The 24,040-nt window shown below is 47.6% G+C and carries 16 protein-coding genes; 9 read left to right on the top strand and 7 right to left on the bottom strand.

Translation table 11 applies throughout. From position 1 onward, the window contains the following. Nucleotides 1-115: 115 nt before the first annotated feature. Nucleotides 116-2,935, top strand: a complete 2,820-nt coding sequence (locus tag HMPREF0645_RS09055; protein WP_007174675.1) for a family 43 glycosylhydrolase — start codon at nt 116-118, stop codon at nt 2,933-2,935. A 92-nt stretch (nt 2,936-3,027) separates the two neighbouring features. On the opposite strand, the gene cysS is transcribed toward HMPREF0645_RS09055, so the two are convergent. From cysS to HMPREF0645_RS09070, 3 genes are all read right to left on the bottom strand, one after another. Next, nucleotides 3,028-4,518, bottom strand: coding sequence for a cysteine--tRNA ligase (gene cysS, locus HMPREF0645_RS09060; protein ID WP_044123544.1), 1,491 nt, complete (start codon nt 4,516-4,518; stop codon nt 3,028-3,030). A gap of 179 nt (nt 4,519-4,697) precedes the next feature. Next, nucleotides 4,698-5,684, bottom strand: coding sequence for a FecR family protein (locus HMPREF0645_RS09065; RefSeq protein ID WP_007174678.1), 987 nt, complete (start codon nt 5,682-5,684; stop codon nt 4,698-4,700). A gap of 24 nt (nt 5,685-5,708) precedes the next feature. Beyond that, the gene (locus HMPREF0645_RS09070) at nt 5,709-6,305 is read right to left on the bottom strand and encodes an RNA polymerase sigma-70 factor (protein ID WP_007174679.1); all 597 of its coding nucleotides are present in this window, start codon (nt 6,303-6,305) and stop codon (nt 5,709-5,711) included. 362 nt (nt 6,306-6,667) lie between these two features. On the opposite strand from HMPREF0645_RS09070, the gene HMPREF0645_RS09075 reads away from it, so the two are divergent. From HMPREF0645_RS09075 to sucD, 8 genes are all read left to right on the top strand, one after another. Then, on the top strand, nt 6,668-10,048 hold the full coding sequence (locus HMPREF0645_RS09075; protein WP_007174680.1) for a SusC/RagA family TonB-linked outer membrane protein: 3,381 nt from the start codon (nt 6,668-6,670) through the stop codon (nt 10,046-10,048). A gap of 45 nt (nt 10,049-10,093) precedes the next feature. Next, complete coding sequence (locus HMPREF0645_RS09080; RefSeq protein ID WP_007174681.1) at nt 10,094-11,629, top strand: RagB/SusD family nutrient uptake outer membrane protein; 1,536 nt, start codon at nt 10,094-10,096, stop codon at nt 11,627-11,629. Nucleotides 11,630-11,643: 14 nt separating this feature from the next. Then, nucleotides 11,644-11,925: a LysO family transporter gene (locus HMPREF0645_RS09085; protein ID WP_007174682.1), complete on the top strand. Its 282-nt coding sequence runs from the start codon at nt 11,644-11,646 to the stop codon at nt 11,923-11,925. Beyond that, the gene (locus tag HMPREF0645_RS09090) at nt 11,915-12,517 is read left to right on the top strand and encodes a LysO family transporter (protein ID WP_007174683.1); all 603 of its coding nucleotides are present in this window, start codon (nt 11,915-11,917) and stop codon (nt 12,515-12,517) included. The genes HMPREF0645_RS09085 and HMPREF0645_RS09090 overlap by 11 nt, the downstream gene beginning before the upstream one ends. 12 nt (nt 12,518-12,529) lie before the next feature. Beyond that, complete coding sequence (gene lacZ / locus HMPREF0645_RS09095; protein ID WP_007174684.1) at nt 12,530-15,649, top strand: beta-galactosidase, LacZ type; 3,120 nt, start codon at nt 12,530-12,532, stop codon at nt 15,647-15,649. 9 nt (nt 15,650-15,658) lie between these two features. Beyond that, nucleotides 15,659-17,572, top strand: coding sequence for an MGH1-like glycoside hydrolase domain-containing protein (locus HMPREF0645_RS09100; RefSeq protein WP_007174685.1), 1,914 nt, complete (start codon nt 15,659-15,661; stop codon nt 17,570-17,572). 198 nt (nt 17,573-17,770) lie between these two features. Continuing rightward, entirely contained in the window at nt 17,771-18,910 is a 1,140-nt protein-coding gene (gene sucC, locus HMPREF0645_RS09105) for an ADP-forming succinate--CoA ligase subunit beta (RefSeq protein WP_007174686.1), read from the top strand. Nucleotides 18,911-19,011: 101 nt separating this feature from the next. Beyond that, nucleotides 19,012-19,881, top strand: a complete 870-nt coding sequence (gene sucD / locus HMPREF0645_RS09110; protein WP_007174687.1) for a succinate--CoA ligase subunit alpha — start codon at nt 19,012-19,014, stop codon at nt 19,879-19,881. 158 nt (nt 19,882-20,039) lie between these two features. Here the strand turns inward: sucD and HMPREF0645_RS09115 are convergent, their stop codons facing one another. The 4 genes from HMPREF0645_RS09115 to HMPREF0645_RS09130 are packed head-to-tail and all read right to left on the bottom strand — an operon-like array spanning nt 20,040 to nt 23,682. After that, nucleotides 20,040-20,660, bottom strand: coding sequence for an RNA methyltransferase (locus HMPREF0645_RS09115; protein WP_007174688.1), 621 nt, complete (start codon nt 20,658-20,660; stop codon nt 20,040-20,042). Between the two features lie 23 nt (nt 20,661-20,683). Continuing rightward, nucleotides 20,684-21,994: a retropepsin-like aspartic protease gene (locus HMPREF0645_RS09120; RefSeq protein ID WP_007174689.1), complete on the bottom strand. Its 1,311-nt coding sequence runs from the start codon at nt 21,992-21,994 to the stop codon at nt 20,684-20,686. Nucleotides 21,995-21,999: 5 nt separating this feature from the next. Continuing rightward, a complete protein-coding gene (locus HMPREF0645_RS09125) occupies nt 22,000-22,425 on the bottom strand; it encodes a SufE family protein (RefSeq protein WP_007174690.1) in 426 nt (141 codons plus the stop codon). 6 nt (nt 22,426-22,431) lie between these two features. After that, a complete protein-coding gene (locus HMPREF0645_RS09130) occupies nt 22,432-23,682 on the bottom strand; it encodes a peptidase U32 family protein (RefSeq protein WP_007174691.1) in 1,251 nt (416 codons plus the stop codon). Nucleotides 23,683-24,040 lie beyond the last annotated feature (358 nt).

The raw sequence follows: 24,040 nt of genomic DNA on the forward strand, positions 1-24,040 counted from the left end.
GAATTATGAATTGTATCCCTCTCCGCTTTTAATTTTGAATTATGAATTTTGAATTATGAATTATTTATTATCTTTGCACTCACACAGCATGAAACCATCTCAATAACAAACATATATGAACAAACTATCTACGCTTTTTTTATTGGTTGCTACCGCTTGGGCACCAATGTCTGCACAGACGCAGATGACCAAGGAACAGGCACGCACATACTACACCACAAAATATCCTACCCGGGTGAGCGTGCACGACCCCTCGGTGGTGTGGGATGCCGACAGTAAACAGTATTACATTTTTGGCTCGCATCGTGCACAGGCCAAGACAGACAATCTTTGCGACTGGACAGCCATCACTCCTGTTCCGTGGGCCACGCTTACCGAAAGTGGTGCTATCAGATATCCCATGTCTAACCAAGTGGCCTTCAATACTCCTGCGGTGAAGAAGGTGAATAAGGGCGGTAAGGAGGTGGATTTCCCGGCTTTCAATGCCAAGGAATGGGCGGCGAAAACCAAAGTGGGCTACAAGGTGGACGGTAATCTCTGGGCTCCCGACATCATCTATAATCCCACGATGAAGAAGTGGTGCCAGTATCTGAGCGTCAATGGTGATCAATGGGCTTCGAGCATCATCTTGCTCACTGCCGACAAGATTACGGGGCCTTATCTCTATCAGGGTCCGGTGGTGATATCCGGATTCAACGGCACCAACCCCAACAACTATAAGGACACCGATCTCGAAATTGTGCTCGGTCCGCAGTCTTCGCTTCCTGCGCGCTATGCCAAAGGCAGCCAATGGGGGCGCACTTGGCCCAACAACATCGATCCCTGTGTGTTCTATGACGAGCAGGGCAAGCTGTGGATGAGCTATGGTTCGTGGTCGGGCGGCATCTTTATGCTCGAACTTGACGAGACCACCGGACTGCGCGATTATGACGTGACCTATCCCTTGACGGGAAGTGGAAGCAATTATAGCTCCGACCCTTACTTCGGGAAGAAAATTGCCGGAGGCTATTATGTGTCGGGTGAGGCATCTTACATTCAGCACATTGGGGAATATTATTACCTCTTTATGACCTATGGCGGACTAGAAGCAAATAAGGGATATATGATGGAGGTGTTCCGCTCGAAGAATCCCGACGGGCCATATGTTGATCCCCGGGGCGTGAGCGCGATATTCAGCGAGTATCAGAAAAACTTTGGCACGGACGGCAAGGCACGCGGAGCCAAACCTCTCGGTGCGTACACGGATTGGGGATTGATGGCCAAAGGAAACAATGGTGAGGTGTCGCAAGGTCATAATTCGGCCATTACGGATGCTCAGGATCGCAGCTTCTTGGTGTATCACACCCGTTTTAACAATGGGTCAGAGGGGCACCAAGTTCGTGTACACCAACTCTTTACCAATCAGAAGGGATGGCTCGTTGCTGCTCCGTTTGAGTTTAGCGGGGAAACAACGACCGATGCTACGATTGCTTCTCAGCAAGTTTTTGACGTGTCGAAGGTGACCGGCAGCTATGAAATCATGATCCATCGACAACTTCTTGACTATTCCGGTATGGAAATGGTGAGACCCGTTACCGTTCAGCTGAATGGGGATGGAAGCGTCACCGGTGCATATACGGGTACGTGGGAGCTGGTGGACGGCACCTCTTATATCAATATTACGGTGGGTGGTTCTACGTATCAGGGCGTCGTGGTAGAGCAGCAGTTGGAACCCTACACCATCAAAGCTCTGTCGTTTACGGCTCTCGACAACAAGGGCGTGAGCCTTTGGGGCTACAAGATGCAGGACGACTACCACTTGGCCTACGTGGTGAACAACATGATGCCTTTGAGGGAAGGCAGTGTGGTGGATAGGGATGTGAACCTCACGGCCTTTGGCAATAAGGATGTAACGGTAAGTTGGACATCGTCGAACCCAGACATATTGTCGAATACCGGAGTGTACAACCCATCGGCCATGACGGCTGAAAGCATGCCCGTGAAGCTGAGTGTAAGCATCAGGGTGGGTGACTATGAATATCAGGACAACATGACGGTGACTGTGAAGAAGAGCAATGCCGATACCGAGATGGGTTCGGTGGCGTTTTATCCGTTCGACGGTGAACCGCTGGTCAACAACTACAACACCGCGCAGCGTGCTGTGTTGAAGCGCAACGGCAGTGCGGTGATGCCTTCGCTGACCAACGATGCCGACCGCAATAGCAAGACACTGCATACCGGTTTTGGGGCGGCGAAGAACGAGAGCTATGTAGAAATGCCAAACCCATTGAAGGGAATGGAACTTGCTGAGGGTTTCACGGTGTCGTTCATGGTGAAAATGTCGGCTGAAAATCTTTGGGATGCCCTGCTTGGATTCCGTGACCCGGCAAGGGAAGCTAAGCTTTGGATTACCGGGAACACCTACGTGGGATATAACAGTGGGTCGGGCAATTGGATTGACCTGAACCGTGGGACAAATCGTACGGGCAACATCCTGGCCAGCAAATGGACGATGGTCACGCTCACCGCGTCGCGTACCGATGGCATGAGAATATATGTTAACGGCGAGCAAAAGCCCTTCATCAGTGTCAACGGGGAACAAAACGGCAGCAAGGTATCGTCGCCGAGTCGGTTCAGGTATGGCGAGGTTGTCGACTTTGTGTGGCAGTGTTCCAACTTGTATCTGGGTTATGGGTCGTTTTGGGGCTCGGCCGATGCCACCTATGACAACCTGAGAGTCTACAACAGGGTGTTGTCTGAAAAGGACATTGCATCGCTCTATGCTATTGAGACCGGCCCTCGATACACCACCGACATTGAAACATTGGGTATGGAACAGGTGCGCATGTATGATGCCCGAATCTACAATCTCAATGGACAGAGCGTGGGGACAAGTACTGTTGGGCTGCCCCGTGGTATCTATATCAGGAATGGTAGGAAGTTCGTTGTGAAATAAGAGTGGGCTTCATTGCTCTGGAAACGACAAACGCCCGATGCAGATAAAAGCATCGGGCGTTTGTCGTTATAATGTTTGAGGTGTGTGGAGACTTAGCGGTTGAGCTTCCAGGTCACCCCGTCTTTGGTGTCTTTGACCTCAAATCCGGCCTCGGCAAGCGCATCACGAATCTCGTCGCTGGTCGCCCAGTCTTTGGCTTCCTTGGCTTGCTGGCGTAGCTTCAGCACCATCTCCACCACCTTGCCGTATGCCTCCTCGCGGACTTCGTTGCTCTCGCCTTGCTCGTTTTGCAGGCCGAGGAGGTCGAAGGTGAACACATGCATGGTGTCGGAGAGTTCCTTGAGGTCGTCCTCAGAGATTTTGGTCTTGTGGTCGAGCAGCAAGTTTACAAGGTGACAAGCCTCAAACAGTGCGCTGATAACGAGCGGAGTTTGTAGGTCATCGTTCATAGCGTCGTAGAGACGCTGGCGCAAGGCCTTGACAAATTTGGCCGTGTCGGGCTGCGATCCCTTGGACGGCTGTATGCGGTCGAGGTCGGCAATGCCCGTCATGAGCTTTTCCAATCCCTTCTTGGCGGCTTTCAGGGCATCGTTGGAGAAGTCCACCGTGCCTCGGTAGTGGGCCGAGAGAATGAAGAAACGGATCGTCATGGGTGAGTAAGCCTGCTCCAATGACTCATGATCCCCGTTGAAAAACTGCTCCAGGGTGATGAAGTTGCCGAGCGACTTACCCATCTTCTGTCCGTTGATGGTAATCATGTTGTTGTGCATCCAGTAACGCACCATCTGTTCGCCCTGACTGGCTACGGCCTGGGCTATCTCGCATTCGTGGTGTGGGAACACCAAGTCCATGCCGCCACCGTGAATGTCAAAATGATCGCCGAGATATTTGCGACCCATCGCCGTGCACTCGCAGTGCCATCCAGGAAAGCCGTCGCTCCACGGACTGGGCCAGCGCATGATGTGCTCTGGCATGGCTCTCTTCCAAAGCGCGAAGTCGGCCTGGTTGCGCTTTTCGTCGGTACCGGAGAGCTCACGACTGTTGTTGATGATGTCGGTGAGGTTTCGACCGGAGAGAATGCCGTATTTGTGGTCTTTGTCATATTTGGCTACGTCGAAATAAATCGAGCCGTTGCTCTCGTAGGCATAGCCGTTGGCGAGAATCTGTTTCACTAATTCCTCCTGTTCGATGATATGGCCTGTGGCGTGCGGCTCGATGCTTGGGGGCAACACGTTGAGGGCTTCCATAGCCTTATGATAACGGTTGGTGTAGTGCTGGGCAATCTCCATAGGCTCCAGTTGTTCCAGGCGCGCCTTCTTGGCAATCTTGTCTTCGCCCTCGTCGGCATCGTGCTCGAGATGCCCCACATCTGTAATGTTGCGTACATAACGCACTTGATAGCCCAGGTGTTTGAGGTAGCGGAAGAGCACGTCGAAGGTGATGGCCGGCCGGGCGTGCCCCAAATGCGGGTCGCCATACACGGTTGGACCGCACACATACATCCCCACATTGGGGGCGTGCAGCGGTTTAAACAGTTCCTTCGAGCGCGTGAGCGTATTGTAAACCAATAAATTCTGTTTCATGACCATGAACAATTAGATGATTGCAAAGGTAACTATTTATCCTGAAAAAGGACGCACACCGAAAGGATTTTGTTGGATATTGCAACATATCGGTACTCTTGTTGTCAAGTCATGGATAAAGATAATACCTATGAACACCGCTCATGGGGTATGACCAGAACAGGGACAACATATGCCACTCAATCTAAAGGCTGACTTGTCATGGTGATAGTCTTATTACATACTGTAGATTTGACATGATAGGATTGTTCAAGAATCCTGAGGTTTTCATTCAAATCATTGGATAACATTGTACCCGTGAACACATCTGTCATGTTGGGTGTGGTCTTGAATACAAATTTAACACCGTAGTTTTTCTCAATGGTGGAAATTACCTTGCTCAGTGGGGCATCCCTGAATACTATTTCGTTGCGTTGCCATGCCGTGACTTCATGCATTTCATCCTCGGCGTTATAGACGGAGATATATCCTGTAGACTTGTCAAGAATAGCGATTTGTTTGGGTTTGACGAGTTTGTTCTGATGGGACAACAGCGATGCCAAATCAACCTTTCCGGATAACAGAGCCAATTTGGCTATGTCGTCATCTTTTCGTGCTAAAAGATTGAAGGTTGTTCCCAATACTTGCACACTCAGCCCTTGACTTTTTACCACAAAAGGCCGATGTGCATCCTTGGCTACCTGAAAGGATGCTTCACCTTCAAAGGCTATTTCCCGACGACGGCCTTGAAAGTGAGCTGTATTGTATGATAGTACGGTATTTTCGTTCAGCAAAATACTTGTTCCGTCAGGTAATACGATGTTGGCCTTCTCTCCTTGATGTGTACTGAATGTGGTTGTCTTACCCGTTAAAGATGCATTTTCGTCATAAAGTTGGTAGGCAACGAAGAGCAAAACGGGAAACATGATTACCGCAGCTATTTGTGTCCACTTCCACGCAATGTTCCATGGACTTTTCCTTGCCGGGTTTATCTGTTTTTCAATCCGTTGCCATATATTTTCGGTCTCTGCGTGATAGCGGTCTGTTTCAACATCCATATCATTCCACTCTTTTCGCATAGAAGCTTCCAAGACTTCGTCAGTGGAAGCGTTAATCTCCTCGCGTAGCTTGGAAAGTTCGTCCGTTGTTATCCTTTGAGACCGATATTTATCTTGAAGTAGAGTCATTGTATGTAATTTTTATTTATAATATTAAACAATCGAAAAGTGAAAAAGTACTTTAATGAAGGAGAAATATATAAATATGATATATAATTGCCTGAGCGTACGACGTAGTGTTTTGGTGGCAATTGATAGCTGATTCTTTACAGTTTGCTCCTTTAAGTCAAGTGTTTGTGCGATTTCCTTGATCCGCATCATTTCTATTCTCGACATTCTTATCACTTTGCGTTGTGTTTCAGGGAGGCTGTCTATGGCTTTATTCACGGCCTTTTGGAACTCATCATATTCCAAATGATTGAAACTGCGATCTTCGAATTGTCCTAAATAGTCTATGTAGTCCTCAAAAACGGGCGCATTGACCGTTTTGCGATAAGCATTGATGATATAATGGCGGGTACGGGTAAAAAGAATCGACTTCAGCGTGGTGTCTTGTCGTATGGATTGTCTATTTCGCCACAGCCACACAAAAGTATCTTCAACCAACTCTTCAGATGCTTCGCGCGAATGAGTATATTGCATGCAGAAGGCAAAAAGATGACCTGCATAGTGATCATATAACTGGCGAAAAGCAGGTTGTGAATTTCTTTTAAGCAAGGAAATTAGTAAAGGTTCGTCAAATACATTCATATTCCTATTAAGGTTAAACGTAAGTGTAAAGTTTGTATTATGGCAATGGTACTGTAGTAATTTAACAGAGATAGATAACTTATGTGCCTACATCCATATACAGATTACAGTAACGTGTAGACATACAAAACTTCGCTTGCAAAGTTATGAATAAATCTTTGTATAAATGACTTCAGACATTGAAAAGATGAAAATAGCTGATATGATAATCCACGACGTATAATCTACGAGCAACAACCACTGCTGCAAAAAAATTTTTCGAAAAGATTAATATTTTTTAGGTACCTATTGGAAATAAGAGTGTCTATAATTATATAGAACTATTAATCAAGAACCAAAAGTATAACCTAAACATTGTTCGTATGAAAAGACATGTATTTTTAAGGTGTCAATTTGTTGTATTATTTCTGTGCCTGTTTGCCCTCTGTGCTCACGCCCAAGGCCAAACGGTTACTGTAAATCTGAAGAAAGCTTCGCTTCAGCAGGTTTTCAAAGCCATAGAAAAACAGACGTCCTATCGTTTCTCTTATCGTAATGAAGTGATAGACCACCGTGCCAACATTAACATTCACCACACAAACGCTCCTGTGAGCCGCGTGCTTGATGATGCATTCAAGGGTCGTAACCTTACTTATTCCATTGTTTCCCCGAAATCCATTGTTGTCACCGACCGCAACGAAAAAACCCAAGTGAAGCAGCGCGGGACAACCACCGGAAAGATAACCGGGGTTGTTAAAGATGCGTCTGGCGAGCCTATCATCGGTGCCACGGTAAAGGTGAAAGGATCTTCGATGGGCGTTGTTACCGATCTGGATGGGAAGTTCGAAATAAACTCGGAGGTAGGAGTCCCACTCGTGATTACATACGTGGGATTTGCAGATCATGAGCTTGCTGCAAGTCACAATATGGAAGTGGTCATGGCAGAAAATACTGAGGCTTTGGACGAGGTGGTCGTGGTGGGCTACGGCACCATGCGCAAGGCCGATATGACCGGTGCTATTTCGTCTGTGAATACGTCTGAACTTGGTAAGCGCACAACCACCAATCCCGCAGAGGCATTGCAGGGCAAGGTGGCAGGTGTAAACATTATGAAGAGTGGTGGCAACGCCGGAGCGGGTCTGCAAGTGAAGATACGCGGAGTGAAAACTTTTGGCGACAATACACCGCTCTATATTATCGATGGCTTTCCTGGAGACATTGAGAATGTCAATCCACAAGACATAGAAACCCTACAGGTCTTGAAAGACGGTGCGGCTGCTGCCATATATGGATCGGTAGCTGCTAATGGCGTGATACTTATCACGACGAAGAATGGCAAGCGAGGTGACTTGAAAATAGATGTGCACAGCTATCTGAGCTTTACGGATATTGCCAAGAAATTAGAAATGCTCAATGCCCCTGAATATAAGCAGGTGCACCGGGCCATGTATGAGAACTACAACGTACAGAATGCAGACCAGCCCATAACCTTGCCTGCCTATATAAGCAAGGAAACCGGTGTGGATACTGATTGGCAGGATGCCGTGCAGCGTGGAGGATTATCCCAAAACTACATGATAAGCATGCGTGGAGGTTCGGAAAAGGCGCTCTATTCGTTATCCTACAACCATGCATACGACAAGGGAATATTTATTGGTAACGATTTCAGGCAAGACAACGTGCGCATGAAGCTGAATATGAAGAAAGCCTTTATGACCTTTGATGCCAACATCAACTTTAAGTACACAGACAGTCACCAGCCTCAGTATTCGTTGAAGGAGATGTACATGATCTCTCCATTGGTTCCTATCTATAACGAAAATGAGAAATACGGCTATGGCTTGACTAATTTTGATGGTCTTCCCAACAATCGAAACATCATGGCTGACCACCATTACCAGAAGGCAGGTACCCGTTCATATCATACGGATGCCAACCTTGCCGTGACATTCGACATCACCAAATGGCTGACTTTTAAAACCAGTTACTCTTACCGTGGGGAGCATGGACGTTCAGCTTATCATGCGCCTGATTACATAGCCGACATCAAATCGAAAAACCAATATGCCCAAAACTCCGAAGGGAGTAATTATTGGGAGGAGCAAGTTTGGGATAACGTGCTCAACATGGATCGCCAGTTTGGCAAGCATAAGTTAGGGGCGATGATCGGAACATCGCTAACCTCGCGAAAATATACATGGAATGAGGTGGCCGTGGAAGGAAAGAACATAATATATAAGGTGGAAAACGGACAGCTTGTGCAGAGTGTGGAGCCTGCCGGATTCCTCTCTACGGCATTTGAGACCATTAAGGCTGGTAAGGGTGGAACATATAGTGGAGACGGATCTAAATGGAAATACAACCGTGCTTCGTTCTTCGGACGGTTGAACTACAATTTCGATGATCGCTATCTCGTGCAGTTCACCATGCGTCGTGACGGTTCGTCCAAGTTCGGCAGTGGCAGCCGATGGGGCACGTTCCCATCTTTAGCATTAGGTTGGCGTATCACTGAGGAGAAGTTTTTCCCCAAGAATACGTTTGTGAACAATCTCAAGCTACGCACCAGTTGGGGTAAACTTGGTAACGAGAACGCATTGGGATATTACAGTTTCCTTGCCCTCATCAATACGAATAACAGCATGTATCAAGGCTATGTACGCGGTACCGGCAGCACTGCGTGGCCCGGTAGCATAGCTGCCGGACTCGAAAATAGAGACCTGAAATGGGAAACTACCGAAACAAAGAACATCGGTATAGATTTCGGACTGTTCAACAACAGCCTTTCGGGTAATATCAACTATTACATCAATGAGACCACAGACTTGCTCATAACTAAGGAACTGGCACCAAGCACAGGTATGGACAGCCCTGTGCTCAACGTAGGCAGGATGCGCAATACGGGTGTGGAATTAGAGCTGAATTGGAACCATAGTGTAGGCAAACTGTTGTACAGTGTTGGATTCAACCTAAGTACCGTAAACAATAAAGTAATAGAGTTAGCCGACAAATCGCAAGTACTCTATGGTGAGGGGTTGAAATACGGATCCGAACACTTCCCCACACAGACACGTGTAGGAAAACCCATAGGTGCGTTCTACCTGTATCAGGCAGATGGTATATTCCAAAATGCAGACGAGGTGGCCAAACACGTTAGTGCCAATGGAACTCTTATCCAGCCCAACGCTCAGCCCGGTGATATTCGCTTCAAGGATTTAAACGGAGATGGAGTGCTTGATGAGAATGATAAGGAATACTCGGGAAGTGGTATTCCCAAGGTGGAGGCCAACCTCAATTTCAATGCCTCATATCAGGGCATAGACCTGTCTTTTGTGCTTGGAAGCGGTTGGGGTCATAAGATTTATAACGGAAATAAATACTTCTATGAGGCCATGAATTCCGGGTCGAACATGCTTCGCTCCACTTTGCAGGCTTGGACACCCAACAATTCCAACACAAGCGTGCCAAGAGCCGTGTATCAAGACCCTAACGGTAATAGTAGGGAGTCTACCCGATTCTTGGAGAAAGGCGACTTTGTCCGCCTGCGCCAAATACAGTTGGGCTACACATTCCCTACGGTTTTGACCAATAAGATCTATCTTGAAAGAGTTCGTCTTTATGTCAGTGCGGAAAATCTGTTCACTATTACAGGTTATGACGGCGTCGATCCGGAGTTCTCTCGTAACAGCGTTCTTAACGCGGGTATAGACAAACTCATCTATCCTTTCACTCGTTCGTTCACCATCGGCGCACAAGTATCTTTCTGATTAAAAGCGAAAAAGACTTCATCATTAACAAGAAAAGAAACTATTATGAAAAAAATAATATATATGATAGCCGTTTCGGCATCTTTGAGCTTTACGGCCTGTGAGGATTATTTGACCGTAGACTCGCCCGACGACCTCACGTCACAGTCATTTTGGAGAGATAAGGCCGATATAGAATCGGCACTTTCTGCGGCCTACTCGCAGCTATATTTCATGGATTACAGCAGTGATGAGTGGACCATGAGTGAGGTGATATGGCCTGTGGAAGCCTACAGGGAAGATGTCGTCAATATGGGAAACGACGCCATGAACTACCAAAATTGGGTAGACCTGTACAATTATACGTATACCAATGGAAACTCTCAGGTTTCCAATTATTGGCGTCACCTATATCGTGGAGCCAACTTTGCCAATCAGATATTAGCGAAGTCGGCTGATGTGCCATCAACAAATTTATCCGAATCTGACCGCAAAACACTCATGGCAGAAGCTCATTTTCTGCGAGGCTATTACCATATGCGACTCCTGCTCAACTGGAAGGAGATTGTCATTCGCGATAAATACATCACATCGGGTGAGCCGGCAGCATTAGACAAGCCATTGTCATCTCGTCTGGAATGTTGGGATTTCATTATTGACGATCTGAAAGCTGCAACGGAATTGCCGGAAAGTTATGATCCCGGAGATGTAGGTAGAGCTACTCGTGGCGCGGCTTACGCTTATCTTGGATGGGCCTATCTCACGCGGGCTGCAGAGGAAAGTAGCGGCAAGGACGAATACTTGAAAAAAGCTGTTGACGCCTTTGACAAGGTGAAGGGTTATGAGTTGGTACCCAACTTTGAAAGTATGTTTAATGGTCAGAATAAGAACTCTAAGGAGTCTATTTTCGAAATGCAGTTTACGCTCAACGATGCAAATGGTGCAAACTATCGCACACAGATGCATCGCTGGATAGGATGTAGCGAACTGCGTGGATGGGATGAAATCCTTCCTTCAAAATTTCTCATGAATGAGTTTATGAAAGAGGGTAAAAAGGCTACTGATGGAGAATATGACAGCCGTTTGTATGCAACCGTATTCTACCAGTGTGATTATTGGAACTCACCGGAGGGCAGGATCTATGGCAAAACATACGACGAATGGTTCAGAGATGACAAAGGTGCCTATAATCGGTCTGCATTCAGAAAATTCATGCCCGCCACGTTGGAGAAACTCAACATGGACGAGACAGCCATCAATATTCCACTCATGCGTTATGCTAACGTTTTGCTCATGAAGGCAGAGGCTCTAAACCAAATAGGACAGACAGCTCAGGCTATCGAACTTATCAACAAGGTGAGAAGCGTGCATGGCAACATGCCGAAGATGGAAGGCAGTAGTAAGACGGAGGTGCAGAATCAGATAGAACATGAGCGAATATTGGAATTCCCCTTAGAAAATATGCGTTTTTACGATTTGCGCCGTTGGGGTAAGTTGGGAGTGGCAATGAAGGCTTCCGGACGTAAGAACTTTAAGGATTCTGTTCACGACTTCTATCCCATTCCACAGACAGAGCACAATGCCAATGGGCTTATCAAATAATAATTGAGATATCAATGCTTAAAATCGTCATTATCATGCTGAGCGGAATACTGGTCGGAAGGGTCCTGCACAGGCATCGACTAAGTGTCATTCCACGAGTCATCACTGTTTTGATATGGTTGCTGTTGTTCCTATTGGGAATAGAGGTTGGCAGCAACGAACGCATTATCAATGGGATGATAGAGATCGGAGGAGAGGCCTTGCTGCTTACGTGTGGAGGCATGATGGGCAGTGTTCTGCTCGCATGGATTTTATGGCGATTCATCAATAGGAAAGGGCAGAGACATGAAAGGTAGTATCATTATAGTTTCGTTCTTTGCCATAGGTATTGCGGTTGGTTTATTTCATTTGCTACCAACCGATATAAACAGTGGTGAATGGAGCTACTATGCACTGTGCATGCTTATGTTTTGCGTGGGTATATCCATCGGAAACGACATAGAGACGCTAAAGAGTTTCAGGCGGGTTGGTGCTAAATTTCTGTTGTTGCCCATTGCTACTATAGTTGGCACATTGGCGGGTTGTGCGGTAGTGGCATTGTTACTGCCCAGCCGACAACTCACCAGTTGTCTTGCCATTGGCTCCGGATTTGGTTACTATTCTCTGTCCAGCATTTTTATAACTGAGATGCGAGGGGTTGAGTTGGGTACCATTGCTCTATTGGCCAACATCATGCGGGAAATCATAACGCTGCTTGGCGCACCGATTTTGCGCAAATGGTTTGGCCCTTTGGCTCCGATTTCGGCCGGCGGTGCAACAACCATGGATACTACGCTGCCTATCATTACGCAAGTATCGGGCAAGCAGTTCACGGTAATCTCCATAGCCCATGGCTTCATCACAGATTTCACGGTGCCTTTTTTGGTCACTCTCTTTTGTTCCATTTAACAATAGTCACTTATGAAGATATCCAGTCTAACCGTTTTTTGTATTTTGTTTTTCTCGCTTCAGGGCTTTGCCAACGATGCTATGCCTTGGCAAAATCCACACATATCGTCTATCAACCGGGAGCCAATGACAGCTCATTTCATCCCATATAAAACAGAGAGTGGGGCAATGGCGCGATACATTATGCCTGATTTGAAACGTCTAAGCTGCGATCCAAGTACCGAACGGAGGCTCCAGCTGGATGGTACTTGGCTCTTCAAATATGCCAAGAACAATGTGAGTGCACCTGAAAATTTCTTTAAAAAGGATTTCGATGCGCGCTCATGGCAGCAAATTCAGGTGCCTGGCAGCTGGGAATTGCAAGGGTTTGACTGTCCCATCTATACCGACGTGCGATATCCTTTCCCCGCCAATCCTCCTTTTGTGCCCTCCGATTACAATCCCGTTGGGTCGTACATTCATACATTCAATGTCCCCAAGGAGTGGCACGGCATGGATATTTTCATCGACTTCGAAGGTGTGGAGTCGGCTTTCTATGTATGGATTAATGGCAAGATGGTGGGCTATAGCGAGGATAGCAGGTTGCCGGCTCATTTTAATATCACACCATATTTGTTGTCGGGGGAAAACAAGTTGGCTGTGAAGGTGTTCAGATACAGTGACGGATCATACTTGGAAGATCAGGATTATTGGAAATACAGCGGCATAGAACGAAGCGTATATCTACAGGCACGTCCGCACTTCAGGTTACATGATTTTATTCTTCGTGCCGGTCTTGTCAATGATTACCGCGATGGCAAGTTCAGTCTTGACGTACTGTTAAAGGGCGCAGCCCCCCGCAACAAGGTGGAGGTTAAGGTGCTTGATGACAAAAATACGACAATATTAAGAAAGGAATATAAAATCAGGAAGTCGTCAGACTCCACACTTAATGTTGCCCATGTGTTTCCTTCGGTGAAACAATGGAGTGCAGAGATGCCTAACTTATACAAGTTGGTCATTAATACGATGGATGCTCATGGTGTGGTAACAGAGTCGGTGGTTCATGAATTCGGTTTCAGGAGTGTTGAAATGAGGAATGGTTTGCTTCTTGTAAATGGCATGCCTATCAAGCTCAAGGGGGTGAACAGGCACGAACACGATGCCCGCACCGGCCGTACCATATCGGTAGAAAGCATGCTTGAGGATATCAGGCTGATGAAGCAGGCTAATATTAATGCCATTAGAACCTGTCACTATCCCAACCGACCGGAGTGGTATGATCTCTGTACAAAGTATGGGCTGTATCTCGTCGATGAGGCCAATATAGAGAGTCATGGCATGGAGAACGCATCGCATCCCACCCTTGCCGACAACGAGGATTGGGCAGATGCTTTTCATCAGCGTATGGGGCGTATGGTGAAGCGAGATCGAAACTTTACCAGTATCATCATTTGGAGTCTTGGAAACGAATCGGGGTATGGGCCGTTGTTTGAGCAGATATATCATCTTGCCAAACAACTGGATGGCACCAGACCCGTGCAATACGAGGGGGGTGGATATCAGGGACTGTCAGATATATATTGCCCCATGTATGCTCGGATATGGGCTTTGCGTCGTCATGTCAATGAACGGAATGCCCGTCCGCTGATATTGTGCGAGTATGCACATGCTATGGGCAACAGCGTTGGCAACTTGCAGGATTATTGGGATCTCATTAATAAGTACGACCAGTTGCAGGGCGGTTTCATTTGGGATTGGGTAGACCAGACTTTCGAACGTCAAGACAGCATGGGGAATCATATCTGGGCATACGGAGGCGACATGGGATTTGTGGGTGTCGTGAACGACTCTAATTTCTGTGCGAACGGCCTTGTGGCCGCCGATCGTTCCCCACACCCACACTATTGGGAAGTGAAAAAGGTTTATGAGAACATCCGCTTATCACCAATGCCATTCAGCAGCAATGCGGTTAGGGTGTACAATGCTTTCGATTTCATAACTCTTGACGACTATTACCTATCTTGGGATGTGAAAGAAAATGGTAAGGTTGTTGAACAAGGGCGGTGCGAGCTTCCACATATCAAGCCGCATCATGAAACCGTGCTCACCCTGCCTTTGACCGGCATTACATCACAAAACGCCGAGCATATACTCACTTTGCGAGTGTTTACCAAGATAGCAACACCAATGTTGCCGGCACACCATGAGATGGCCAATGGTCAATGGGTCATTGGTTTTCCGACAGTGACGGCGCAAAAATCAATTGAGAGTAATTTTTCGCCAACCCTGAGGACAGTCAAAGACGAAGTGTTAATATCAGGCAACGGCTACGATTATGTTTTTGCCAAACAAACCGGTGAGCTTACTTCCATGCGTTATGATAACAGGGAGTTTCTGCAGAAAGGACCTCGTCCCAACTTCTGGCGACCACTTACCGACAACGATGTGGCCAATGGTACCTTGGATCGGTGCGGAACATGGAAACATGCTTCCGATAACATGACGCTTACGCAATTTGAAGCCATACAGACCAATGGAGTTGCAAAGATTGTCAGCACCTACAAGTTGGCAGAGCAAGATGCTAAGGTGATTGTCGAATATGAGATTTCTGGAAGTGGCAAACTGGCGGTGTCCATGCACTTCAAGCCTGGCACAAAGCCGCTTCCGGAAATGCCACGATTAGGCATGAGAATGATTATAGATAAGAACTGCGACCAAATGACATGGTATGGCCGCGGCCCACATGAGAACTATGCAGACCGTAAGTTGAGCGCGCTTGTAGATGTCTACTCAGCGAGTGTATGGGATCAATTCCACCCCTACGTCAGGGCACAGGAGACAGCCAACAAATGCGATGTGAGATGGGTGGAACTGAAGGACAAGACCGGACGCGGCATACGCATAGAGAGCACTGATTTGCTAAACGTCAGTGCATGGAACTGTACGCAGGATGACCTTGACTACGTGCCATCAACCGTGACTAACAAGCATGGAGGAAGTGTCGTGTGCAAAGACTTGGTATGGCTCAATATCGACCATCGGCTGATGGGTGTGGGGGGTGACAATACTTGGGGTGCGCAGGTGCATCCGGAATACACCATCACACCGCACGAATGGCACTACACTTATTCGATAACTCCCATCAAATAATATAAGAGAATGAAGATTAACAAACATAAAATCAAGACCGTATGTACGTTGGTGTTGCTGATTCTCAGCAGTAAAGTTACAATGTTGGCAGATGGTTATGAATGTAGTGATTTTGAGAATATTATCAATATCCGTCTCACACCCAATGGAAACGAGCGACTCACAGGTTGTTTTTCCGACCAAGGGGCATGGATGGGATTTACAATCCCTGAAGCCGGCAAGCCTGTGGGAGGTTTCTGTGGTCCATTTAGCATCAACAGCCGTAAATGGATAGCAAAATCCGTGATAGCATTGAAGGATAGGCACGGTATATACCAGGTCACCGGTTCGAACTATTCACCGGGAAAAATAGTGATGACACTGCAAGACGGAGATTCAAGGGTCGAGGAACAATTGATATTTGCAGACTCGCGCACTGCATTGCTTAACCTATGCACATACGACATGGACACATTGCGGCTGCAAGCTCTTGAGCCAGGCAAGGGAGTAAAAATGGGGGTTGAGGGTAGACATGTGGTGATACATGGACTACCTGAAGAGACGATTATGCTTACCTTTCCCGTAGGCACTAAACTCTCCACCGACGGCACCAACTATATGGCTGTGATGACGGGCAATATTAAAGATGCCACCATTGCCATATCAATGCTATTGCCGGGCGACCGCATACCTGTGCAAAAGTTATTTGCAGAGCAGATGACTGAGCAATTTGAGCAAGTGGAAAGGGCAGGGCGTGAACGTTGGAACGGCTATATCAATAAGATATTGAGGCAAGATATGCCCGTCGAATACAATCGGGTGGCCGTAAAAGCCATTACCACACTTATTTCCAACTGGCGCGTGCAGCGTGGTGGATTGTTGCACGATGGTATCGTACCAAGTCATGCCATTGGTTATTTTGTGGGTTGCTGGGCTTGGGATTGTTGGCGCTTTTCGGCAGCCATGGCTCACTTCTTTCCTTCATTAGCCAAAGATAACATTCGTGTGATGTTCGATTATCAACAGGCTGATGGTATGGTGATAGACTGTATATATACGGATCCCAAGGAAAACAATGCACGTGACAGCAAACCCCCGTTGGCCTGCTGGGCTGTGGATGAGATATGGAAGGCCACGGCAGACACAGCATTTGTCAGGGAAATGTATCCCAAGTTATTGGCTTACTACAAGTGGTGGTACAAAAAGAGGGATCATGATGGCAACGGCATCTGCGAATTTGGCTCTACGGATGGCACGTTGGAGGCTGCCGCATGGGAGAGTGGAATGGACAACGCCATACGCTTTGATGGTGCACGGATGTTGAAGAATGGAGAAAATGCGTGGAGCATTAATCAGGAAAGCGTGGACCTCAATGGATATTTGGCATACGAATATACTATACTCAAGAAGTTTTCAAAGATATTGAATGAGAAGTTCGAAGAGCCGGATATGAGAGGTCGTATTGCGGATTATTTCTTTGATACAAAGAACGGCTACTTCTTTGACCGCCGACTCACGGATGGAAGTTTTGTCAGAGAAGCGGGTTGTGAGGGGTATTTGCCTTTTTGGACTAAAATAGCAACGCAGCAGCAATGGAAAATGGCAAAAAAAACATTGGAAGACAAAACCAAGTTTTCTACTTATATTCCATTCCCAACCATTGCGGCTGACAACCCCAAATATGATCCTAATGGCTATTGGAGAGGACCGATATGGCTGGATCAGACCTACTATGCCATTGAGGGATTCAGAAACTATGGTGAGCATGCCAAAGCAGATATGTACACCCGACAGGTTTTCGATCGACTTGAGGGACTGACAGCAGATGCTCCCATCTACGAAAACTATGACACATTCACCGGCAAAGGGCTGCAGGCCTCCCATTTCAGTTGGAGCGCAGCTCATTTGCTCATGCTCTATAGGTCGTACGGCGAGAAGAGATGATTACATGCTTCCAAACGTAAAACTACACGGAATACACGGTATTTGAGTTCATAAGAAATAGAAAATCCCTGATGGTTCAAGTTAAATAAGAGGTGAGAGGAATTTCGTATTTTTTTCTGTCAAATTCTTTTGCCCTTAGTGATATTTTCGTACTTTTGTAAGGAGGAATAAACATTCTATTAACATAAATACTTTACTATGAAGGTACATGAATATCAGGCAAAAGCCTTCTTTGCCCAGTACGGGGTGCCGGTGGACCGCAGTGTGGTTTGCAAAACTCCCGATGAGGCTGTGGAAGCCTATGAGAAGTTGGGTGTGGATAAGGCTGTGGTGAAGGCACAGGTACACACGGGCGGTCGTGGAAAGGCCGGTGGTGTGAAGCTTGGAACATCGGCTGCTGAAATCCGAAGCCGTGCTGAGGCCATTCTCGGTATGAACATCAAGGGTTTCACCGTAGACCGCGTGTTGGTTGGCGAGGCTGTGGACATTGCCTCGGAATACTATGTGAGCATTCTGGTCGACCGCAAGTCGAAGTGCCCGCTGATGATGTTGAGTCGCGAGGGAGGTATGGATATCGAGCAGGTGGCCCGCGAAACACCTGAGAAAATAGAGAAAATCGTGATTGACCCGCTGGTGGGTATGACCGATTTTCTGGCTCGTGAGGCTGCATTCAGGTTGTTCGACGACATGGCACAGGTGAAACAGGCGGTGCCGTTATTCAAGAATCTGTACCGTCTGTTCATCGAAAAAGATGCCTCACTGGCTGAGATTAACCCGTTGGTGAAGCTCAAGGATGGTTCGCTGAAGGCCATCGATGCCAAGATGACGTTCGATGATAACGCTCTGTTCCGTCATCCTGATGTGGCCGAATTGTTTGAACCCACTGCAGAGGAGCGCAAGGAGCATGAGGCTAAGGAAAAGGGCTTCAGCTATGTGAACCTCGGAGGAGAGATAGGATGCATGGTGAATGGAGCCGGATTGGCCATGGCCACCATGGACATGATTAAACTCTACGGCGGGGAGCCGGCCAACTTCCTCGACATTGGCGGTAGTTCCAATCCTGAGAAAATCGTCGAGGCCATGAAACTTCTGCTCTCCGACAAGCACGTGAACACGGTGCTCATCAATATCTTCGGCGGTATCACGCGGTGCGACGACGTGGCGAAGGGTTTGTTGGAAGCATTTAAAGTTGTGGAGACTGATATTCCCATTGTTATCCGACTCACTGGAACGAATGAGGAAGAGGGTCGCAAACTGCTCGAAGGCACACAGTTCCATGTGGGCACAAGTATGGCCGACGCTGGTCGAAAAGCTGTGAAACTGAGCTTGGGAAAATAAGAGTGAAGAGTGAAGAATTTAGAACTAAGAGTTAAGAATTCTATGAGGCGGGTTTGCTGCTAATTCTGAATTGTGAATTGTGAATTTTGAATTAAAAAAACATGAGCATTCTAATCAATAAAGATACAAAGGTCATCGTTCAGGGCATTACCGGACGAGACGGGAGCTTCCACGCTTCCAAAATGAAAGAGTATGGAACACATGTGGTCGGTGGAACATCGCCGGGGAAGGCCGGACAAGAAGTTGACGGCATTCCCGTGTTCAACACTGTGAAAGACGCTGTTGCAGCAACGGGTGCCAACACGTCCATCATCTTTGTGCCGGCGGCGTTTGCCAAAGATGCAATGCTGGAAGCGATCGACGGTGGCATTCAGTTGTTGGTTTGCATCACCGAGGGTGTGCCGACGCTCGACGCCGTGGCGGTGCAGCGTTATGCGCGAGTGAAGGGCGTGCAAGTGATCGGTCCCAACTGTCCCGGACTGATTTCGCCGGAGGAGAGTATGGTGGGCATCATGCCTGCCAATGTGTTTAAGAAAGGACACACGGGTGTGATTAGCCGTAGCGGTACTCTGACCTATGAAGTGGTGGCAAACCTTGCTGCTGCCGGCATGGGCGTGTCTACTGCCGTTGGTGTTGGTGGAGATCCTGTGGTGGGGCTATATTTTGAAGACCTCTTGCAGATGTTCCAAGACGACCCCGACACCGATTCCATCGCTCTCATCGGTGAGATAGGTGGCGATGCCGAAGAGCGTGCAGCTCAGTTTATCAAGGCGAATGTGACGAAGCCGGTGGCCGCCTTTATTTCCGGTCGTCAGGCGCCTCCGGGCAAACAGATGGGGCATGCGGGTGCTATCATCTCGGGAGGAGCTGGTACGGCAGCGGGTAAGGTTGCGGCCTTTGAGGCAGTCGGCGTACCCGTGGCCAAGGAAACAAGCGAGATACCCGAGCTGCTGAAGAAAATGTTGGGTTAAAAGATACGACTTCTCACAACTTCCTGCTTATGTCGTGGAAAGTCGTGAGAGTCGTTGCATCGACTTTCTTATTGTTTTGCATCGACTCCCATGACTTTTCACAACTTTCTGCTTATGTAGTGAGAATCGTGGCACCGACACTCACGACTTTTCACAACTCACTGCTGATGCTGTGGTTGTTTAGCCAGCTTCATTTTAGCAAACTCCCACACAACGATGCCCGCAGTGACGCTCACATTTAATGAATGCTTGGTTCCAAACTGCGGAATCTCCAAGCAGCCGTCGCTCATATCAACCACGCTCTGCTTCACACCTTTCACCTCATTGCCAAAGATAACGGCACAGGGAAAAATGGATTCAGATTGTCTGTTCTCAATTGCTGTATCTACTGCGTCAGCCAATTTTGAATTATGAATTGTGAATTTTGAATTACCAAGCTCGAAGAGCTTGGTCGACCCTTCCACTTGCTCAATGCTGTACACAAAGTAGCCGCGGTCGTGTAGTTCTTGCACTGCGTCCTCAGTCTTTTCAAAGTATCGCCAGTCTACGGAGTCTTCGCCGCCGAGTGCTGTTTTGTGTATCTCGGCATTCGGTGGCGTACCCGTAATGCCACATAGATAAACCGCCTCCACGCGGAAAGCATCGCACGTGCGGAATACGGAGCCCACGTTGTACAAGCTCCTCACATCGTCAAGAACAACGATAAGTGGCAGCTTCGGAGCATCTTTGAACTCCTCAACAGAGAGGCGTTGCATCTCAATGGTCTTGAGTTTGCGCATATATACTATTGTATTTTGTCGGTCTAATGAATGTGGAAAGTCATGTTGACATTATCAATCTCCACACGTCGGCACTGTCGGAAGAAGTCGAGTCCAAGTCGGCCATATCCCGATTGAATCGCATTTGCCTCGCCCGAAATGGCTGTAACTGGGATTTTGTGCATCGTTATGTCCTTTCCTCCAATCGCAAAACTAATGGAAGGCATCACAAAAACACTGTTGTAAACGATGCCGCCGTAGCCCGATCCGCCCTTGATGTCCCACTTCCCGTGCCGCGTAACCTCGGCCGTAAAGGCTTTGTAGTAGTCCGTTCCCATAGAACTTGTAGTGGCTCCGGTGTCGATCGTTAGGGGGAACATTCGTCCATCCTTGCTCACGTTAACCTGCATGATGTCGCTTCCTGTCAGCACGAGATTGCTCTCCACGTCTTGTCGTGCAGCGTTACGTGTAAAAACGATTTGCCGATTGGCGAAGTCGATGCTGTATTTGTCGAATAATCTTAGCGTGGGTTGTCCGATAATGAGTTGCAGTGGTGCGGTCATGCCCTTGATCAGCTCGTTCCCTTGTGTCACGTCCAGCACTAAGAAAGGCACATTTTCGAGTTTGATGTTGCCCACAATAAGTTCCTTGGCCATGGCTATACGACCCTGCAGAACGCGTGTACCCTCCGTCTTGATGCTACCCTCAAGCAGTTCCAGACCGTACTTTTGAGCCAATTCAGGGGTGATCACATTGTAACCGGCACCAGTGTCAAAGATGAAATTATTGGTCTTGCCATTGATTTTTCCTTTCATAAACATGAGCACCTGTCCCGAATCACCCACTTCTTTCAGTTCGAAGTCCACGGGGTTGTTATCGTTTTGGGTGATCAGGCGATTGACGTTGTAGCGTGCCAAAGCCTCATAGCGTTCGGCCTGAGCCACGAATGGTGCCGTAATCTTATCGTCAACCTTCCCTTGCAGTTGGGCAATGAACTTGCGAAGCAGCTGCCCGGCCTCCTTGTTTTGTCCCAATCTACTCAGGTTTTTGCCCATCAAAGTCATCATCGTGCTCACGTTTCCAAAGCCCATTTCTGCTTGATAGCCACCCAAAAGCTGGCGGATGGCAGCGTTGGCCTGGGCCGGTTGATTAAAAAAATGAGCCAGCATGGTCTTGGAAAAACATCGGATGAAAGGAGACATACGGGTGCTGTCCGACCGATAGAGCGTCTGCAATCGAAACCAATCGCTCTCGTTCAGGTATTTACCGGCAAGGCTGTCCGCGCTTTGTGCAAAGGCGGCTATGCCAGAAATAAATGCAAAGAAAAGGAGAACGATGCGTTTCATCGACTTCATTAATTTTAGGCTTGTTTCACAGAATATACTAAGGCATAGGCCTTCACTTGCTTCACCATGGCCAGCAGACCATTGCTGCGTGTGGGGGAAAGATGCTCACGAAGTCCTATTTTCTCGATGAAATAGAGATCCGCGTCAATAATTTCCTTTGGCGTATGCCCACTGACCACCCGCAAGAGCAGGGCGATGATACCCTTCACGATGAGTGCGTCGCTGTCGGCCTTGAATACGAGAACGCCATCTTCGTAGTCGCATTGCAACCAAACGCGGCTCTGACAACCGTCGATCAGGTTTTGCTCAGTCTTGTATTTATTGTCCAAAGCATCAAGCTCGTTGCCGAGATCGATTAGCATTTGGTATTTGTCCATCCAGTCATCGAAGACAGCGAATTCCTCGATAACCTCGTCTTGAATTTCGTTGATTGTTTTCATCTTGATTTATTTTTTTACCGTTACCAACTTGAAGAATTTATCGTTCGGGCGCACTTTGTCGGGCACGGGAATTGACACGCGTGTGCCCTGTTCCGCCTTTTCAACCGGATTGAGGTCGTAGCGAATTTCCGTTGCGTCGAGATACATCACGCCCGTTGCGTTGCCGGTGATGAGCAGCTTGTCGCCGAGCTTGAAGTCAGTGGCTTCGACAGCTATCTCCGCCACCTTTAGTTTCGAGAAATACTTCACCACCTTGCCCACCAAAACTTTCTTTTCGGTGGCCATCGAGCCATAGCCTTTGTTCCATTCGCCCATGGTCTGCCCCAAATAGTAGCCATCCCAGAAGTCTCTGTTAAAGACTGTGGCGAGCCGTTTGTCCCAGTCGGCCTTCTTCTCCTCAGTGAATGTCCCGTCCAAGACAGCTTGAATGGCCTCCTTGTAGCATCTCACAACCGTATAAACATACTCCGGACCGCGTGCACGCCCTTCGATTTTGAAAACCCTTACACCAGCCTCCATCATGCGGTCGATGAAGCGGATGGTTTTCAGGTCTTTCGGACTCATGATATATTTGTTGTCCACTTCGAGCTCATTGTCGGTCTCGCGGTCTTTCACGGTGTACGAACGCCGGCATATCTGTACGCATTCGCCACGATTGGCAGATCGGTTTTGCGCGTGCAGACTGAGGTAACACTTGCCCGAAATGGCCATGCACAAGGCTCCGTGGCAGAACATCTCGATGCGCACGGGTTTGCCCATGGGGCCGCAGATGTTCTGTTTCACGATCTGTTCGTGAATACTCTTCACCTGATCCAAGTTGAGTTCGCGCGCCAAAACACTCACGTCGGCAAACTGACTGTAGAATTTCAGGGCTTCAACATTGGAGATATTGAGTTGGGTGGACAGATGCACTTCCATGCCCACCTCACGACAATAGGCCATCACGGCGACGTCGGAAGCAATGATGGCCGACACGCCGGCAGTCTTGGCAGCATCAATAATCTGCCGCATGGCTTCCATGTCGTTGTCGTAGATCACTGTGTTCACCGTGAGATAACTCTTGATGCCGTGCTTGTCGCAGGTCTCGGCAATCTCGTGCAGGTCGTTGATGTCGAAGTGGTTGGCGCTGTGTGAGCGCATATTTAGCTGTCCGATACCAAAATAAACGGCATCGGTCTTGGCCTGTATGGCGGCCGCCAATGACTCCCGTGAGCCCACCGGGGCCATAATCTCGAAATCTTTTAACGCTAAGTTCATGTTGCAAAGTTACTAAAAACTAAAGATGTAACAGCATAAAAAAACGAAGAATAAAAGTAAGTGAAGAGTTAAGAATGAAGAGTGAAGAGTTAAGAATGAAGAGATAAGAGATAAGAGGGAAGAGTATAGAGTGAAGAATTAAGAGGGAAGAGTGAAAAATCAACGCGTCAGTTTAATTTTGAATTATGAATTATGAATTTTGAATTGGAAAGCGTCAGTTTAATTTTGAATTATGAATTATGAATTTTGAATTGGAAAGCGCCAGCCCAATTTTGAATTATGAATTATGACGAGTTGATGAGCTTGCGAATAATTTTGAATTATAAAAACATCGGCTGATGACCACGCGTCTTGAATT

Source organism: Hallella bergensis DSM 17361 (assembly GCF_000160535.1).
Taxonomy (GTDB): Bacteria; Bacteroidota; Bacteroidia; order Bacteroidales; family Bacteroidaceae; genus Prevotella; species Prevotella bergensis.

What these genes read in the sequence shown, in the direction of transcription:
- sucC (WP_007174686.1), top strand. Translation starts at nt 17,771, where the DNA reads ATGAAGGTACATGAATATCAGGCAAAAGCCTTCTTTGCCCAGTACGGG.
- HMPREF0645_RS09080 (WP_007174681.1), top strand. Translation starts at nt 10,094, where the DNA reads ATGAAAAAAATAATATATATGATAGCCGTTTCGGCATCTTTGAGCTTT.
- HMPREF0645_RS09085 (WP_007174682.1), top strand. Translation starts at nt 11,644, where the DNA reads ATGCTTAAAATCGTCATTATCATGCTGAGCGGAATACTGGTCGGAAGG.
- sucD (WP_007174687.1), top strand. Translation starts at nt 19,012, where the DNA reads ATGAGCATTCTAATCAATAAAGATACAAAGGTCATCGTTCAGGGCATT.
- HMPREF0645_RS09055 (WP_007174675.1), top strand. Translation starts at nt 116, where the DNA reads ATGAACAAACTATCTACGCTTTTTTTATTGGTTGCTACCGCTTGGGCA.
- HMPREF0645_RS09130 (WP_007174691.1), bottom strand. Translation starts at nt 23,682, where the DNA reads ATGAACTTAGCGTTAAAAGATTTCGAGATTATGGCCCCGGTGGGCTCA.
- HMPREF0645_RS09125 (WP_007174690.1), bottom strand. Translation starts at nt 22,425, where the DNA reads ATGAAAACAATCAACGAAATTCAAGACGAGGTTATCGAGGAATTCGCT.
- HMPREF0645_RS09090 (WP_007174683.1), top strand. Translation starts at nt 11,915, where the DNA reads ATGAAAGGTAGTATCATTATAGTTTCGTTCTTTGCCATAGGTATTGCG.
- lacZ (WP_007174684.1), top strand. Translation starts at nt 12,530, where the DNA reads ATGAAGATATCCAGTCTAACCGTTTTTTGTATTTTGTTTTTCTCGCTT.
- HMPREF0645_RS09065 (WP_007174678.1), bottom strand. Translation starts at nt 5,684, where the DNA reads ATGACTCTACTTCAAGATAAATATCGGTCTCAAAGGATAACAACGGAC.
- HMPREF0645_RS09115 (WP_007174688.1), bottom strand. Translation starts at nt 20,660, where the DNA reads ATGCGCAAACTCAAGACCATTGAGATGCAACGCCTCTCTGTTGAGGAG.
- HMPREF0645_RS09100 (WP_007174685.1), top strand. Translation starts at nt 15,659, where the DNA reads ATGAAGATTAACAAACATAAAATCAAGACCGTATGTACGTTGGTGTTG.
- cysS (WP_044123544.1), bottom strand. Translation starts at nt 4,518, where the DNA reads ATGAAACAGAATTTATTGGTTTACAATACGCTCACGCGCTCGAAGGAA.
- HMPREF0645_RS09075 (WP_007174680.1), top strand. Translation starts at nt 6,668, where the DNA reads ATGAAAAGACATGTATTTTTAAGGTGTCAATTTGTTGTATTATTTCTG.
- HMPREF0645_RS09070 (WP_007174679.1), bottom strand. Translation starts at nt 6,305, where the DNA reads ATGAATGTATTTGACGAACCTTTACTAATTTCCTTGCTTAAAAGAAAT.
- HMPREF0645_RS09120 (WP_007174689.1), bottom strand. Translation starts at nt 21,994, where the DNA reads ATGAAGTCGATGAAACGCATCGTTCTCCTTTTCTTTGCATTTATTTCT.